A 17,339-nucleotide genomic window follows, 5' to 3' on the forward strand; every position below is an offset into this window, starting at 1 on the left:
TTTAAAATTCATTCTTAAAATTAAAGCCGACCTCGCCAATTCCCAAACGAAATGCAACAAAGTGACCCACCGGTCAGGTACGGATAAAATAGCCGTATTGACCCTGTCGGAGACCCTGTTGCATGAAGGGAAAACATTTGACTCAGCATGAGCGCTTTTACATCGAAAAACGAAAAGCTGAAGGCGTTAATCAGTCCTGCATTGCCAGAGAGCTCGGCGTCTCTCGCTCTACCCTGAGCCGGGAGCTCAGACGTAATACGGACCCCGCCTTCAACGGACTTTACTCCTCCAGACGCGCTGATGCCTTAGCCAGACAACGGCGGGGCGCCACCTCGGCACACAATGCCTGTGTCCCTCTGGGCCAGCAGACACAAGACTTTCTCCGGCAGGCGCTGGCTGTACATACCTCCCCTGAGGTTATCTGTGGGAGACTGAAAATCCAGTTTGATATCGCCGTCAGCAAAAATACCCTCTACCGCTATATCCGTTCGGACAGACAGGCTGGCGGTAAGCTTTACCTTCAGCTCCCTCACCGGGGTAAACGCTATCGCTATGATACTGGTGAGCCCGGACGCACGCCCATCCCGGACAGGGTTGGCATTGAGCACAGGCCTGCTGAGGCTGAACTCAAACAGGTTCCCGGGCATGTTGAAATCGATACGATTTTTGGCAAAGACCAGAAGTCATTCCTGCTGACGGTCGTGGACAAAGCCACAAAGCAGGTCATTATCCGTAAACTCCCCAATAAGTGCGCTGAGAGCGTCGTGGAAGCGTTCAGGGACATCGTGGCGAATACTTTCTGTGAGTTTAAAACCCTGACGGCAGATAACCGGCGCGTGTCAAGGTAGTTGTCGCCTCAGTTAATTCATGCGGCCAACGTTTCACGTTCCGGATTTAACCAGACCTCATCCTGCCGGTGCCAGTTTCTCGTTGAACCTGACCACCGATGTGGATTCTGCATTTTCGCCGCTTCATAGACCGATTTACGCTGCGCCAGTAGTGCCCGATCTTCACCTCTGTGTCGTTGCCCTGGTGTGACGTAACGGATACCACTGTGCCGATGTTCTTCGTTATACCAGCCAACGAAGGTTTCTACCCACGCCTGCGCATCCTCCAGCGTCGCGAAGCCCTTCTCCGGCCAGCTCGGCACGTATTTCAACGTCCTGAACAGCGATTCAACATACGCGTTATCGTTGCTCACCCGTGGCCGGCTGTGCGACGGGGTTATCTTAAGTTCCGCAAGCTTTACCTGCAGCACCTGTGACTTCATCGGGGCTCCGTTATCCGCATGCAGTACCAGCGGCTCCTGCCAACAGCGTTCGCTCAGCACTGTCCGATTCATCAGCTCTGCCGCATGCTCACCACTTTCAACCAAGTGAACCTCGTGACCGACGATTTTGCGGCTGAACACGTCTTCTATCAGGTACAGATAGAACCAGTGTCCTGCCGTCAGCGACCTCAGCCAGGTAATATCCCATGACCACACCTGATTCGGTGCCGTCGCCCTCCAGGTCGATAGCGGCTTGCTTTGCGCTACCCTCTGCCGACCACGGTGCGTTGTTTCGCCAGCACGTCTTAGTATCCGATAAAACGTTGACTCACTGGCGATATAGCGCTTTTCATCCGCCAACAAAGGAACGATTTGCGTCGGTGGCAGGCTGGCGAACCGCAGTTCATGACAGAGGGCTAAAACCTGTTGTTCCTCTTCGGCAGTGAGTTTGTTCTTCGGGATGGGCCGTGACGCCGTGGGTCTGCGGTCATGCGTCCCTTTTCCCCAACGCTGTAATGTTCGCTCACTAAGCCCAATAGACTGGCAAGCCTCGCTCAGCCTCGCGCCTGCAGCAACGGCTTCCTTTACGATTGTCATCAATCGCAGCCTGTCCGGAGTCGGCGTCATTCGTCCCCGTTTTCCTCGACGAACAACGCCTTGAACTTTTTTTGCAATATCAGCAATGCCGCAGCCTCAGCCAACGCCTTATCCTTGCGGGCAATTTCACGCTTAAGCTGATGAATTTCGTTTTGCTGTTTCTTGACGAGTGCTTTCTCTTCACGCGGATCTGGCTGCATTATCTCATTCTTCCACTGCTGAATTTGCTCAGGGTAGAGCCCTTTACGGCGACAGTACTCAGCAACAGCATGGGCGGAAAGAGGTGCCGTTTCAACCAGGATGGCAAAACGAGCCTCACGGGACCATTGCTGCGGGGTTTTTACCTCAACGTGGGTGCTCGCGGTCGAAATACCTGCCTTGGAGCGCCAGGTGTAAAGCGTATTGACAGGGATCCCCTCAGAGCGTGCAATCTGAACAACCGGCTGATTGTGTGGTGGCATCATTCTGGCAATCACAGCGGCTTTAAGCTCAGGTGAATACGTTTTCATTCTTGTTGTCTCCAGCCCCTTGGATGTTTTCAGTTAGAGGCGACAACTACCCTGACATGGGGGGTAACGGACCCGAGTTTGCGAAACATAAGGACATCACTCAGGTAACGGGCGCAAAGGTTTACTTTGCCCGGCCTTATCATTCCTGGGAGCGGGGGTTGAATGAGCATACCAACGGTCTGATACGGCGGTTTTATCCGAAAGGAACCGATTTTAATGGCGTCAGCGATGAAGATATTGCGAGACTGGAGCACATCCTCAACACTCGGGGGCGCAAATCTCTGGAATACAGCTCACCGAATGAGGTATTTTTAGAGTATCTACTCGCTGCATAACGCATGATGGTTTGTTGCGTTTCGTTCGGGAATGGGGCCCTTCTGTTTGACGCGAGCAGAAGGTTGAGAAATGACTTCAGAGTACAATGTACGAGCACCCTGTTGTTGTAAATATCGGCTCAGTTCTCTGACTGCCGCTGTACCAGCACCTCTTACGGTTCCTTCTCGGCCGGGAAATAAGACATAGTCTGGCAGGGTTGCAGATGCGACCAGTTCAACTTCATCCAGGTTATTAAAACGGTCAGCAAGTACTATCGCGATAACTCTTCCCTGCAGTTTAACAATTACATATATTTCACTGGGGCGATGAAGAGTGAGCCTTCGATTGATAATACCCGTCACAATATTTCCTGCACGAAGCAGTTTTATGCGGGCATCATTCATTTCATCTGTAGCTGCATCTGCACTAGCAGCGAGGTCGGGGTAACTTCGGTCATACTGCTGCTCCCAGTGAGTAATGGTTTCTTTCAGCTTTTTCCGCATCGCTTGGGCATTACTCACTGTTACACCTGAAAGTTTTTCCTCCTCCTCGGGGGTTGGTGTTGGGAGCACTTCTATTTCGAATTCCAATTCAGTTTGCTCGACGGGTTCACCTTGTGAAATGATTATTGGAGTCGTCGGTCTAAAGACGAAAGTCTCTAATAACAACTCATAAATGCCTAATGGTAAGAGCTCCACCTGTGATGGTGATTCATTAGATGAAGAAACAGAACTGTAAGATATATAACTAAGCTGAGCATAATCAAAAGCGGTTTTAATATCGGCAAAGGCATTATTAGTGGTTCTATCGGTTATTTTTTCTGTTATAGCATGGATGAACCTATTTTCTACTGCTGCATGTTCGACGGTGACGCCGGTACTTCCTGTTCTTATTATTGAATCTACTATTTGGCCAAAAAATGCAGTATTCCAGGTTGCTAAGCTATTACCAAACAACAAGGTAAAGTCAGTCATAATTTCCAATGTCCAATCAATACAATGGGGCCTTATTTGACGTATTGGACGAGAGTTAAGTAACGAGTGGAACGAAACCATGCAGGCTTTGGCCCCCGCTGGGAGACTGAGAGATTGTCTACGTTGGCTGTTATCCATATAAGTTAATGTCATGTAGTTATCGACATCATCAGGCATCTGTAACTCTTCTTCTTTGGCGGACTTTGGTTTTAGTGGGGGACTGTTTCCGGCAATATGTAATGTTTTTCCTTTTGTATTATGGTTAAAAAAATCATCTGCACTGAATACAATGCTATTCAATTGTTGGCATTTACCTCGAACAATATAATTATAAATATTTAAAAAAGGAGTAAAAGCACAGAGTATTTTACTTGTTTGTACTAAATCTCTTTTTTCCCAATCTTTATCTCCTGTATCTGCGGTAAGTATGGTTTTTGCGATAACTAAAGGTTTATCTTTATTGTAGTTGGTTATTACTATCTCTGGAGTTGCACTAATGCCATTATCCCAATCAAATAAAATTATTGGGGATATATTTACTAAATTATTTCGCAATGTTTGAATATATTGTACTTGTACAATATCTTTTTTCATTTGTATAATGAAAGATAGGTTGTCGCTGCGTTTATAATATTCAAAATAAAACTTAGTGTTCATTTTTTTGTTGTAGAATTCAATTCTACTATTATTAATGTTAATGTTAGCGCCGTTAAATAGCGATAGAACATAATTATCACCTTCGCCTAAATTCATAGTATTAAAAACCAATAAAATTTGCTTATTCTTCAAGCGTTCATCATTCCAGTATTTTTTAAATACACTAGCGATTTTTATGGTATAACTATTTATAATGACACATTGTTGATCACAATTAAGGCCTTTTATTTCTGCTACCTTGATGCTAGTAATTGCATTACTCATTTCCAGTGCTTTTAAACTATTATCAGTAATGCTTTCTGTTAACTTAAAAAAAGGAGCATTGAAATTATCATTCTTGTAGATTGTTGCTATCATTCCTTGGGGTATGGTTATGGATTGAATACTATCATTATGAATAGGTAGTACTTCTCTGTCCGACTCAAGGATGTTTTCTGTATCGTGATAAAAATCTATTTGTTGATTGGATGCTAAACAAGTAGTGTCACCCTGAAACTGATCTTCTGTATAAAAACAGATTGCCGGTGCTATTTGATATGATTTTATTCTTTTATAAAACCCTGATGATTTTAGTTGCCGTAGATTAATATCATTCTTTAATGTTATTTTTTTACCAGAAAGATCAATATCATCATAAAGGGTTACAATCATGCCCAGCGGGACCGAAATTGATTCTATTTTATTATTGAATGCATCATTATAAGCAGACATTGATTCATTCTCTGCTGAGCAAAATGATTCCCCACTAAAATCTGCTAGCTCATAAAAACAGACTTTCCCCTCACTTGAATAGACTGATTCTGATATTATTAATATAGCGTTTATCAATAGTTTTGTGACTATTCTCATAGGCTAGCCCTTAAGTCTATTAACTTGAATGTTTCATGTTACTTACCTCATCTTGATGTTATATGATTTGTTTTTTCTTTACTCTATCTATTTTAATTCTTCTATTTAATTATTTTGTAATGCTAATTTTAATCAAGTAATCCATTTTTTTAGACGTAATAAGTAAACATAAAAAAGCCCCTGAAACATGAATGCTCCAGGGGGCTTTAAATCTAAATTTCCTAATTAAACTACATGTTGCGCTTGTAAAGTTGGGCTTGGTTCACCAATAGGCAATACGGTACGGCCATATTGTTCGTTCAATACTTCTGCCATTGCCAGGTAAATTGCACTTGCACCACAAATGATGCCTTCGAAACCGGCGAACACCAGCAGTGAATGGTTGCCGGTGAAGTTACCGACGGCCAGCAGCGCAAACAGCAGCGTCAGGCTACCGAAAACAAACTGCAAAGCACGGTTAGCGGGCAAAGTCCCGAAGAACATAAACAGTGTGAAGATGCCCCATAAACCTAAATAAACGCCGAGGAATTGTGCATCAGTTGCGTCAGCCATACCCATCTTAGGTAACATCAGCAAACCGACCAGGCTCAGCCAAAATGCGCCATAGGAGGTAAATGCAGTGGCCGCGAAAGTATTACCCTTCTTATATTCCAGCATACCCGCCAGAATTTGTGCCAGACCGCCGTAAAAAATCCCCATACTCAAAATAACAGAGGTCAGGGGGAAGAAACCTGCATTGTGTAGGTTGAGCAAGACGGTTGTCATCCCAAAACCCATCAGGCCTAACGGGCCAGGATTTGCCAACTTGGTGGTGTTCATAAGTCCTCTGCAATTAACAGAATGCTAAAAAATGGATAGTTATCCGAATAAGTATCAAACGCCTGAATGACCAAAAAGTCGTCGATTCCCTCAGTGCGCGCCGCATCATAATGATCCACGCGGTTGGAAACAATGATCTCGAGGGTGATAAAAAGTAATTTTTTTTCATCTCCCCCCTTGATGCTGCGTTTCGTGGCCCCATCTTATTCCCAACCGCAGGGACTAATCGTGGATCAGCGGACACATGCATCAGTAAAATATTGGGCATGAAAACATTGATTAACAAAATACGGGCAGTTGAAAACAAACAATCCGCCCACATATAGATTAGTAACTTGACCGAATATGACTTTTTAGTGGAGGCGTTTTAGATGGGTAAAATTATTGGTATCGACTTGGGTACTACCAACTCTTGTGTAGCAATTATGGATGGCACTAAAGCTCGTGTGCTGGAAAACAGCGAAGGCGACCGTACTACGCCTTCTATCATCGCTTATACCCAAGATGGTGAGATTCTGGTTGGTCAACCGGCTAAACGTCAGGCTATTACTAACCCACAAAACACACTGTTTGCCATCAAACGTTTGATTGGCCGTCGTTTCCAGGATGAAGAAGCGCAGCGTGATAAAGATATCATGCCGTACAAAATCGTGGCAGCCGACAATGGTGATGCTTGGGTTGAAGTAAAAGGCCAGAAAGTTGCACCACCACAGATTTCTGCTGAAGTTCTGAAGAAAATGAAGAAAACAGCGGAAGATTTTCTGGGTGAACCAGTAACTGAAGCGGTTATCACTGTACCGGCTTACTTCAACGATGCTCAGCGTCAGGCAACGAAAGATGCTGGCCGTATCGCCGGTCTGGAAGTAAAACGTATCATCAACGAACCAACCGCAGCGGCATTGGCCTACGGTTTGGACAAAGAAGTCGGCAACCGTACTATCGCGGTTTATGACCTCGGTGGTGGTACTTTCGATATCTCTATCATCGAAATCGACGAAGTTGACGGTGAAAAAACCTTCGAAGTTCTGGCAACCAATGGTGATACTCACTTGGGTGGTGAAGACTTTGATAGCCGTCTGATCAACTATCTGGTTGACGAATTCAAGAAAGACCAGGGTATGGATCTGCGTACCGATCCACTGGCAATGCAGCGCCTGAAAGAAGCCGCTGAAAAAGCAAAAATCGAGCTGTCTTCAGCTCAACAGACCGACGTTAACCTGCCGTATATCACGGCTGATGGCAGCGGTCCAAAACACATGAACATCAAAGTGACCCGCGCTAAATTGGAGTCACTGGTAGAAGATTTGGTTAATCGTTCTATTGAACCACTGAAAGTGGCTTTACAAGATGCTGGCCTGTCTGTTTCCGATATCCAGGACGTTATCTTGGTTGGTGGTCAGACTCGTATGCCAATGGTTCAGAAGAAAGTTGCTGATTTCTTCGGTAAAGAACCACGCAAAGACGTTAACCCAGATGAAGCTGTAGCCATTGGTGCGGCAGTGCAGGGTGGTGTTCTGTCTGGTGAAGTGAAAGACGTTCTGTTATTGGACGTTACCCCACTGTCACTGGGTATTGAAACCATGGGTGGTGTGATGACCCCACTTATCACTAAAAACACCACTATCCCAACTAAGCACAGCCAGGTGTTCTCTACTGCAGAAGACAACCAGTCTGCGGTAACCATCCATGTGCTTCAGGGGGAGCGTAAACGTGCTCAGGATAACAAGTCTCTGGGTCAGTTCAATTTGGACGGTATCCAGTCTGCTCCTCGCGGTATGGCGCAAATCGAAGTGACTTTCGATATCGACGCCGATGGTATTCTGCATGTGTCTGCTAAAGACAAGAATACCGGTCGTGAGCAGAAGATAACCATCAAGGCATCTTCTGGTTTGAACGAGGAAGAGATCCAGAAAATGGTACGTGATGCAGAAGCTAACGCAGAAGCAGACCGTAAGTTTGAAGAACTGGTTCAGACTCGCAACCAGGCTGACCATCTGATTCACGGCACCCGTAAACAGTTGGAAGAAACCGGCGACAAACTGCCAGCAGAAGACAAAACTGCGATCGAAGATGCTTTGAAAGCGCTGGAAGCTGCTCTGAAAGGCGAAGACAAAGCTGAAATTGAAGCGAAAACTCAGGCTCTGGTGCAGGTTTCTGGCAAATTGCTAGAAATGGCTCAGCAGCAGCAAGCAGCCGCAGGCGGCGATGCTGGTGACACCAGTGCCAAGAAAGAAGACGACGTGGTAGACGCCGAATTCGAAGAAGTAAAAGACAAAAAATAATCGCCCTTAAGCGGGCACAGCAGTGGTAGGCCTTACTGTTGCTGGAAACCAGCACGGGCGTCGAGGAAACTCTACGCCCGTGCACGCATGTTAAGGGTAGGAAAAAAAGAGAATGGCGAAGAGAGATTATTACGAGGTTTTAGGCGTCAGTAAGGGCGCCGATGAACGTGAAATCAAAAAGGCCTATAAACGCCTGGCAGTAAAGTATCACCCGGACCGTAATCAGGACGAGAACGATACCGGTGAAAATTTTAAAGAAGTTAAAGAAGCTTACGAAATTCTGACTGACCCACAAAAACGTGCAGCATATGATCAATATGGTCATGCAGCCTTTGAACAAGGTGGCATGGGCGGCGGCGGTTTTGGTGGTGGCGGTGGTGCTGATTTTAGCGACATTTTTGGTGATGTTTTCGGTGATATCTTTGGTGGTGGCCGCCGTCAGCGTGCTTCCCGTGGTTCCGATCTACGCTACAACATGGATCTGACACTGGAAGAAGCCGTACGCGGCGTGACTAAAGAAATTCGCATCCCAACGCTGAATGAGTGTGATGTTTGCCACGGTAGTGGCGCTAAGCCGGGGAGTTCACCTGTCACTTGTTCGACTTGCCGTGGTGCAGGTCAGGTACATATGCGCCAAGGGTTCTTTACCGTCCAGCAGGCATGTCCTACTTGTCAGGGTAATGGTCAAATCATTAAAGATCCTTGCAACAAGTGCCATGGGCATGGCCGTGTTGAAAAATCCAAAACACTGTCGGTTAAGATCCCCGCCGGTGTTGATACCGGTGACCGCATTCGCTTAAGTGGCGAAGGTGAAGCGGGTGAACATGGCGCGCCAGCAGGTGATTTATATGTTCAGGTGCAAGTTAAAGCGCACCCAATCTTCGAACGTGAAGGCAATAACCTGTATTGTGAAGTGCCAATTAACTTTGCTATGGCAGCCTTAGGCGGCGAGATTGAAGTCCCAACGCTGGATGGCCGGGTTAAGCTGAAAGTCCCAGCAGAGACCCAAACCGGCAAGCTGTTCCGCATGCGTGGCAAGGGTGTTAAATCTGTGCGTGGCGGAAGTCAGGGTGACCTGTTATGTCGTGTTGTGGTTGAGACACCAGTCCATCTGAGCGAAAAACAGAAACAGCTACTGCGCGAACTGGAAGAGAGTTTCGTCGGTGCTGCGGGTGAGAAAAATAGTCCCCGATCTAAAAGCTTCTTAGATGGCGTTAAGAAATTCTTTGACGATTTGACTCGCTGACCAATGAGTTGTTAATCGGCTAAGAACGTGCAAGAAAACGAAAAATCCTCGATTAACGTCGGGGATTTTTTTCATCGCCAACTAAATATATATGTGAAGTAAATCATTAATAGCTCGGTTTTTTCGATCATTTGATGCCATAAAAACGACTTTTTTCGAGTTGAAGACTATCTTAAAATTGATGCATTGATTCGCCGAGCACAGGCTCACTGTCCGATGTAAGGAGTTATTCATTGTGACAAACATGATCCGTCAATTTTTACGCCAAGAGGCCGCAGGTGGGCTGATTCTAATTTTAGCTGCCACCGTCGCCTTATTTATGGCTAACAGCCCCCTATTTAGCATTTACCAATCATTTCTTGATGTACCGGTATCGGTAAAGATAGCCTCGCTGGATATCAGCAAGCCACTATTACTGTGGATTAATGACGGTTTAATGGCGATATTCTTCCTGATGATTGGGTTGGAGGTTAAGCGCGAACTGATGGAAGGTTCGTTAGCTGGCCGCGATAAAGCGGTTTTTCCGGCCATAGCAGCATTAGGTGGTATGCTGGCACCGGCTTTGATTTATCTATTATTTAACGGTGCTGATGAGGTTACCCGCCAGGGCTGGGCAATTCCTGCGGCTACTGATATCGCCTTTGCGTTAGGGGTGATGGCTCTGTTGGGAAATCGGGTTCCAACCAGTCTTAAAGTCTTTTTACTGGCACTGGCCATTATTGATGACTTGGGTGTCATCATCATTATTGCGTTGTTCTATACCCACGAGGTTTCACTGCAAGCCTTAGGCATAGCTGCTGCGGCTATTGCGCTACTGGCTTACATGAATTGGCGTGGGGTAGGGAAAACCTCTGCCTATCTACTGGTGGGATTGGTATTGTGGGTCTGCATCCTCAAATCAGGTGTGCATGCGACCTTAGCCGGGGTCATTGTCGGCTTTATGATACCGCTGCACACTAAAGATAAGCGTTCACCGTCAGAGTCGCTCGAACATGGTTTGCACCCATGGGTTGCTTATTTGATCTTGCCACTGTTTGCGTTTGCCAATGCGGGGGTTTCACTGCAAGGCGTTTCACTCGCTGGATTGACATCGCTATTGCCTCTGGGGATTGCGAGCGGTCTGTTTATTGGTAAGCCACTGGGGATTTTCCTCTTTAGTTGGCTCGCGGTTAAGTTAGGGGTGGCTAAACTACCTGATGCGATAAACTTTAAGCAGATTTTTGCGGTGTCGGTGCTATGCGGTATCGGTTTTACTATGTCGATATTTATCGCGTCGCTGGCATTTGATGGCGCCGATCTCGCTTTGCTTACCTATTCTAAGTTGGGCATATTATTAGGCTCTACCACCGCAGCCATTGTGGGTTATAGCTTGTTGCGTATGGCCTTGCCAGCAACAAGAAAAATAACTCGCTGATTAATATTTGAATGACCAGTGCCGCTCATAAAGGTACTGGTGTTCTACCTGATGGATTTCTAGGCTTACCGTCAGAACAGGGAACGTTTAGTCGTGCATGAGGTTATATACACCCTAAATAATTCGAGTTGCAGGAAGCCGGCAAGTGAAAGGCAGATTGGTTGTAAACCATTTTGAACGCTGCCAATGCACATGCAACTTGAAGTAGGACGGGTATATCTGGCTCGCCGATATGTTAAGGGGATAACAACATGCGAATGTCACATATCAATTTCAATCATCTTTATTACTTTTGGCAGGTCTGTAAAGAAGGTTCAGTCGTCGGTGCAGCAGAAGCATTATTCCTGACGCCACAAACAATTACCGGGCAAATTAAAGCGTTGGAAGAGCGTCTGGGGGGGAAGTTATTTAAGCGACAAGGGCGAGGCTTGGTGCCATCAGAGTTGGGGCAGTTGGTCTTTCGTTATGCGGATAAAATGTTCATGCTTAGCCATGAAATGCTGGATATCGTTAATTATCGCAAAGAATCTAATCTACTTTTCGATGTTGGTGTTGCCGATGCATTATCCAAGCGTTTGGTGAGCCAGGTTCTGGAAACGGCTGTCGTTGAGAACGAAAAGATTCATCTGCGCTGTTTTGAATCGACCCACGAAATGCTGCTGGAGCAGTTGAGTCAGCACAAACTGGATATGATTCTGTCCGATTGTCCGGTTGACTCCAGCCAACAAGAAGGGTTGTTCTCTGTCAAACTGGGCGAATGCAGTGTGAGTTTTTATTGTCGTCAGCCCATCCCTGATTTACCTTTCCCTGCTTGTTTGCAGCAAAAGCGTTTGTTGATACCGGGCCGTCGTTCCATGCTTGGGCGCAAATTGCTGAACTGGATTAACAGTAAAGGGCTACAGGTAGAGATTTTGGGTGAGTTTGATGACGCGGCCCTGATGAATGCTTTCGCTATTTATAACAATGCTATTTTTGTTGCACCGACAATGTACGCTGCTGATACCTACGCTAAAGATGACCAGATAGTCGAAATTGGCCGCTTAGACAGTGTGCAGGAAGAATATTATGTGATTTTTGCCGAGCGTATGATCCAACATCCGGCAGTGCAGCGGGTATGTAACAAAGATTTTTCCGCGCTCTTTAGTGGCTAAATAGCCACGTTACCTTGCAAACTACAGCTGTGTTGATTGCACTCGTTGATAAATATGTCAGCTTATCGGGATTAATGAGTGCCACCCTAGGGGCTGACATAAATGCTGTTACATCGGGCTTATACCAATTTGTCATTTGATGGCTGACTTTCTGCGTTTTGAAGTCTATAGGCTATAAATGGGTCTTGCCGTGAATAGGCTAAATTATAAGCAATTCAAAAAATAGATATAAAAAAACCGGCCTGGGCCGGTCTTTTTACTAAGCAGTCGACGTAATGCAATTACTGCATTGCGTTGATTTGCGCGACTAAGTTAGACTTATGACGTGCTGCTTTGTTTTTGTGGATCAGACCTTTACAGGACTGACGATCCACGATTGGTTGCATTTCATTAAATGCTTTTTGCGCTGTGTCTTTATCGCCAGCTGCGATTGCCGCATACACCTTCTTAATGAAGGTACGCACCATTGAGCGACGGCTAGCGTTATGCTTGCGGCGTTTCTCAGACTGTACGGCGCGTTTCTTAGCTGATTTGATATTAGCCAAGGTCCAACTCCCAAATATATTCTATTGAGGACAATTCAAAGGCCAAGGAATATGCCCTTTCAGCCTTCGTTTGTCAATGGATTTGTGCAAATAAGCGCCGTTTGTACGGGCGGCACTTGCTACGTTGTGATGGAGCGGGATTTTACCAGCTTCGCGCTGCGGAATACAGTCTTTCGAAAGAAAAATCCACAGTTCACTGCCTTGAAGGGATTCGACGGTGGTTCTTGTAAAAATCTCAGCCTGCTTCTGTATTCAAACTCCGTGCGCATTCTACAGGATAAAGTCAGTAAAAGGGATTTTACCTGCACAATATTGGCAAAATGGTATGACTTTCGGTTAAAGGTGCCAATCGCGGGTTAACCTTAACGGCTGTACAAGGTATAATCCGGCGATTTCCACTGTTTTGAGCCAGCTATGGAGCTAATTCGCGGTATACATAATATCCGGGCACGCCACCATGGTTGCGTGCTAACTATCGGTAACTTTGATGGTGTCCATCGTGGACATCAGGCCTTATTGGAGCAGCTAAAGTGTGAAGGTCAGCGCTTGGGTTTGCCCGTAATGGTTATGATATTTGAACCGCAACCACTGGAATTGTTTGCAGCGGACAAAGCACCAGCAAGGCTAACGCGCCTGCGGGATAAAGCCAGATATCTGGCTGAGGCCGGCGTTGATTATCTGTTGTGCGTAAAATTTGATCCGCGTTTTGCAGCTAATACTGCGCAAGCTTTTGTTGCTCAGTTGCTGGTAGAGAAGTTGGGTGTTAAGTTTTTAACTGTTGGTGATGACTTCCGCTTTGGCGCAGAGCGTCAGGGGGATTTTCAACTGTTACAGCAAGCCGGTGCTGAATTTGGTTTCGATGTTATCAGCACAGATAGCTTTTGTGATGGTGGGTTACGCATTAGCAGCACCGCAATTCGTCAGGCACTTTATAATGACGATTTGGTGTTGGCTGAGGCGTTGCTTGGCCACCCCTATAGCATTTCCGGCCGAGTGGTTCATGGTGATGAACTGGGGCGTACGATTGGTTTCCCCACGGCGAATTTGCCATTAAAACGTTTAGTCGCTCCGGTGAAAGGAGTGTATGCGGTTGATGTGTATGGCTTGGGTCCAAAGCCATTACCCGGAGTTGCCAATATTGGTACCCGGCCTACCGTTGCTGGTGTTCGCCAGCAACTAGAGGTTCATCTGCTGGATGTAACTATGGATCTTTATGGGTGCCATATTGACGTGGTGCTCCGCGCGAAACTGCGCAACGAACAGCGTTTTGCTTCGCTCGATGCCCTGAAGCAGCAAATCGCCCATGATGTGGTGACGGCCCGAACATTTTTCGGGCTAAAGACACCGGTTTAATATTTCTAGCCGAAACGGAACCGAGAATCTAATGAGTGACTACAAGAATACCCTGAACTTGCCTGAAACAGGGTTCCCGATGCGCGGCGATCTGGCTAAGCGTGAACCTGACATGCTGAAACGTTGGTATGAGCAGGATCTGTACGGGATTATTCGTACGGCCAAGAAAGGTAAAAAAACCTTTATTTTGCACGACGGCCCTCCTTATGCGAACGGCAACATTCACATTGGTCACTCTGTTAACAAAATTCTCAAAGACATTATTGTTAAATCGAAAGGAATGGCGGGTTACGACTCCCCTTATATTCCAGGGTGGGACTGCCATGGTTTGCCGATCGAGTTAAAAGTTGAACAGTTAATTGGTAAGCCGGGCGAGAAAGTCAGTGCCGCAGAGTTCCGTGCTGCCTGCCGTAAATATGCTGCTGAACAGGTTGAAGGCCAGAAGAAAGACTTCATCCGCCTGGGAGTATTGGGCGATTGGGACCATCCTTATCTGACGATGGATTTCAAAACTGAAGCCAATATCATTCGTGCATTAAGCAAAATCATTGATAACGGCCACCTGCACAAAGGCGCGAAGCCAGTGCATTGGTGTACCGATTGCGGTTCGTCACTGGCTGAAGCAGAAGTTGAATATTACGATAAAACCTCACCTTCTATCGATGTGCGCTTTAATGCCGTCGATGTAGCGGCTGTTGCCGCCAAATTTAATGTTTCGGCGATTAACGGCCCGATTTCACTGGTTATCTGGACGACAACTCCGTGGACCTTGCCCGCTAACCGTGCGATTTCACTGAATGCTGAATACATTTACCAACTTGTCCAGGTCAATGGCGAATGCCTGATTCTGGCAGAAGAGCTGGTTGAAAGCGTCATGAAGCGCGCAGGGATTGCTGAATGGGCGGTATTGGGGAGCTGCAAAGGCTCTGATTTGGAACTGCTGCGTTTCAATCATCCGTTTATGGGCTTTGATGTGCCGGCAATTTTAGGTGATCACGTTACACTGGATGCCGGTACTGGTGCAGTTCACACAGCACCTGGTCACGGCCCGGATGACTTTGTTATCGGTCAGAAATACGGTTTAGAAGTTGCCAACCCGGTTGGTCCGAATGGCTGTTATTTGGCGGGGACGTATCCTACTCTGGACGGCATGTTCGTCTTTAAAGCCAACGATGTGATTGTTGAGCTGCTACGTGAAAAAGGCGCACTGCTGAAAGTTGAAAAACTGGTTCACAGCTACCCGTGCTGCTGGCGTCATAAAACACCTATTATCTTCCGTGCTACACCACAATGGTTTATCAGCATGGATCAGAAAGGCCTGCGTAAGCAGTCGCTGGAAGAGATTAAAGGCGTGCAATGGATCCCCGATTGGGGTCAGGCGCGTATCGAAACCATGGTGGCAAACCGCCCTGATTGGTGTATCTCGCGTCAGCGTACTTGGGGCGTGCCGATGTCCCTGTTTGTGCACAAAGAGACTGAAGCACTACATCCACGTAGCACTGAGCTGATGGAAGAAGTCGCCAAACGCGTTGAGCAAGACGGTATTCAGGCATGGTGGGATCTGGATCCTGCGGAAATCCTCGGTGCTGATGCCGCCGATTACACCAAAGTGCCAGACACCTTGGACGTATGGTTTGACTCCGGTTCAACTCATTCGTCGGTGGTTGACGTGCGTCCTGAATTTGGTGGTCATAGCCCGGATATGTACCTGGAGGGTTCTGATCAACACCGTGGCTGGTTTATGTCTTCACTGATGATAGCAACCGCGATGAAAGGCAAAGCGCCTTATCGCCAAGTGCTGACCCATGGTTTTACCGTTGATGGGCAAGGGCGCAAAATGTCCAAATCCATCGGTAACACGATCAGCCCGCAAGATGTGATGAACAAACTGGGTGGTGACATTCTGCGTCTGTGGGTGGCATCAACCGATTACACCGGTGAGATCGCGGTTTCTGACGAAATCCTGAAACGCTCTGCTGACTCTTATCGCCGTATCCGTAACACTGCGCGCTTCTTGCTGGCGAATCTAAATGGGTTTGATCCTGCGCTGCATCAGGTGAAACCGGAAGATATGGTAGTAGTGGACCGCTGGGCAGTCGGCCGTGCCCAGGCAGCTCAAGCTGAGATCATGGCAGCGTACGAAAGTTACGATTTCCACTTGGTGGTGCAGCGCTTGATGCAGTTCTGCTCGGTTGAAATGGGATCCTTCTATTTGGATATCATTAAAGACCGCCAGTACACCGCGAAAGGCGACAGTGTTGCCCGCCGCAGTTGCCAGACTGCGTTGTTCCATATCGCAGAAGCATTGGTGCGCTGGATGGCACCTATTATGTCCTTTACCGCAGATGAGATCTGGAACCAACTGCCAGGCAGTCGTCCACAGTATGTCTTCACCGAAGAGTGGTATGACGGTCTGTTCGGGTTGGCGGGTGATGAAAGTATGAACGATACTTTCTGGGCCGAGCTGTTAAAAGTCCGTGGCGAAGTCAACAAGGTGTTAGAGCAGGCCCGTAGTGATAAGCGTATCGGTGGTTCATTGGAGGCGGCAGTTACCTTGTTCGCCGAACCTGAACTGGCTGCGCGATTGAACAGTTTGCAAGATGAATTGCGTTTTGTGCTGTTGACCTCCGCTGCGAAAGTTGCCCCTTATGCTGATGCGGGTGATGATGCGCTGCAAAGTGAGTTGATTGCCGGGCTGAAAATCACCTTTAATAAGGCTGATGGTGAGAAGTGCCCGCGTTGCTGGCATTACACTCAAGATGTCGGTTTGGTAGCGGAACATGCTGAATTGTGCGGCCGCTGTGTCACTAACGTTGCCGGAGACGGTGAAGAGCGTAAGTTCGCCTAATGAGTAAACCTATTTGTTCGACCGGATTGCGCTGGTTATGGCTGGCGGTATTGGTGGTTATTTTGGATCTCAGCAGCAAACAGTGGGTCATGACCCACTTTGCCCTGTATGAGTCAGTGCCGGTGATCCCGTTTTTTAACCTGACCTACGCACAGAATTTTGGCGCAGCCTTTAGCTTCCTTGCCGATAAAAGTGGCTGGCAGCGTTGGTTCTTTGCGGGCATAGCTATCGGTATTTCAGTGGTATTAATGGTGCTGATGTATCGCTCTACTGCCAAACAACGCCTGCTCAATTGTGCTTATGCTCTGATTATTGGTGGGGCATTAGGTAACTTATTTGATCGCATGGTGCATGGTGCGGTGATCGATTTTATCGATTTCCACGTCAATAACTGGCATTTCCCAACCTTTAACATCGCCGATACCGCTATCTGTATCGGTGCTGCGTTGGTTATCTTTGAGGGTTTTTTAAGCCCTGCTGAAAAAACGGCCATGAATAAAGGTGAATGAG

Annotated in this window: 13 protein-coding genes; 9 read left to right on the forward strand and 4 right to left on the reverse strand. The window is 47.0% G+C overall.

The window, feature by feature from the left end; all coding sequences use genetic code 11:
• The first annotated feature begins 122 nt into the window (after positions 1–122).
• On the forward strand, positions 123–848 hold the full coding sequence (locus ACWJJO_RS03465; RefSeq protein WP_481090641.1) for an IS30 family transposase: 726 nt from the start codon (positions 123–125) through the stop codon (positions 846–848).
• Between the two features lie 17 nt (positions 849–865).
• Here ACWJJO_RS03465 and ACWJJO_RS03470 read toward each other — a convergent pair.
• A protein-coding gene (locus tag ACWJJO_RS03470) for an IS3 family transposase (RefSeq protein WP_481090522.1) occupies positions 866–2,376 on the reverse strand; the annotation gives its coding sequence in 2 pieces (ribosomal slippage) (positions 866–1,941 and positions 1,941–2,376; 1,512 coding nt in all).
• Between ACWJJO_RS03470 and ACWJJO_RS03475 the strand changes: the two genes are divergently transcribed.
• Entirely contained in the window at positions 2,361–2,711 is a 351-nt protein-coding gene (locus ACWJJO_RS03475; RefSeq protein ID WP_481090642.1) for an IS30 family transposase, read from the forward strand. The genes ACWJJO_RS03470 and ACWJJO_RS03475 overlap by 16 nt on opposite strands.
• On the opposite strand, the gene ACWJJO_RS03480 is transcribed toward ACWJJO_RS03475, so the two are convergent.
• Both ACWJJO_RS03480 and satP read right to left on the reverse strand, forming a co-directional pair.
• Positions 2,697–5,171, reverse strand: coding sequence for a peptidase inhibitor family I36 protein (locus ACWJJO_RS03480; RefSeq protein ID WP_481090643.1), 2,475 nt, complete (start codon positions 5,169–5,171; stop codon positions 2,697–2,699). The two genes, ACWJJO_RS03475 and ACWJJO_RS03480, sit on opposite strands and share 15 nt — an antisense overlap.
• Before the next feature lie 225 nt (positions 5,172–5,396).
• Entirely contained in the window at positions 5,397–5,990 is a 594-nt protein-coding gene (satP, locus tag ACWJJO_RS03485) for an acetate uptake transporter (protein ID WP_083160623.1), read from the reverse strand.
• Between the two features lie 371 nt (positions 5,991–6,361).
• Here satP and dnaK point away from each other — a divergent pair, with 371 nt between their 5' ends.
• From dnaK to nhaR, 4 genes are all read left to right on the forward strand, one after another.
• Positions 6,362–8,272: a molecular chaperone DnaK gene (gene dnaK, locus ACWJJO_RS03490; protein ID WP_481090644.1), complete on the forward strand. Its 1,911-nt coding sequence runs from the start codon at positions 6,362–6,364 to the stop codon at positions 8,270–8,272.
• A 112-nt stretch (positions 8,273–8,384) separates the two neighbouring features.
• Complete coding sequence (dnaJ, locus tag ACWJJO_RS03495) at positions 8,385–9,518, forward strand: molecular chaperone DnaJ (protein WP_083160619.1); 1,134 nt, start codon at positions 8,385–8,387, stop codon at positions 9,516–9,518.
• A gap of 235 nt (positions 9,519–9,753) precedes the next feature.
• The gene (nhaA, locus tag ACWJJO_RS03500) at positions 9,754–10,932 is read left to right on the forward strand and encodes a Na+/H+ antiporter NhaA (protein ID WP_083160617.1); all 1,179 of its coding nucleotides are present in this window, start codon (positions 9,754–9,756) and stop codon (positions 10,930–10,932) included.
• A 251-nt stretch (positions 10,933–11,183) separates the two neighbouring features.
• Positions 11,184–12,083 carry a transcriptional activator NhaR gene (gene nhaR, locus ACWJJO_RS03505; RefSeq protein ID WP_083160614.1) on the forward strand — a complete coding sequence of 300 codons (900 nt, stop codon included), beginning with the start codon at positions 11,184–11,186 and terminating at the stop codon, positions 12,081–12,083.
• A 281-nt stretch (positions 12,084–12,364) separates the two neighbouring features.
• Here the strand turns inward: nhaR and rpsT are convergent, their stop codons facing one another.
• Positions 12,365–12,628, reverse strand: a complete 264-nt coding sequence (rpsT, locus tag ACWJJO_RS03510) for a 30S ribosomal protein S20 (protein ID WP_050086134.1) — start codon at positions 12,626–12,628, stop codon at positions 12,365–12,367.
• Between the two features lie 414 nt (positions 12,629–13,042).
• Between rpsT and ribF the strand changes: the two genes are divergently transcribed.
• From ribF to lspA, 3 genes are read left to right on the forward strand one after another with little or no spacing between them, the layout of a single operon-like run.
• The gene (ribF, locus tag ACWJJO_RS03515; protein WP_083160612.1) at positions 13,043–13,981 is read left to right on the forward strand and encodes a bifunctional riboflavin kinase/FAD synthetase; all 939 of its coding nucleotides are present in this window, start codon (positions 13,043–13,045) and stop codon (positions 13,979–13,981) included.
• A gap of 31 nt (positions 13,982–14,012) precedes the next feature.
• A complete protein-coding gene (gene ileS / locus ACWJJO_RS03520; protein WP_083160610.1) occupies positions 14,013–16,829 on the forward strand; it encodes an isoleucine--tRNA ligase in 2,817 nt (938 codons plus the stop codon).
• Positions 16,829–17,338 (forward strand): signal peptidase II, encoded by a 510-nt coding sequence (lspA, locus tag ACWJJO_RS03525; protein ID WP_083160608.1) that lies wholly within the window; start codon positions 16,829–16,831, stop codon positions 17,336–17,338. The genes ileS and lspA overlap by 1 nt, the downstream gene beginning before the upstream one ends.
• Position 17,339: the final 1 nt, after the last annotated feature.

The sequence above is a fragment of the Yersinia antarctica genome (assembly GCF_056636475.1).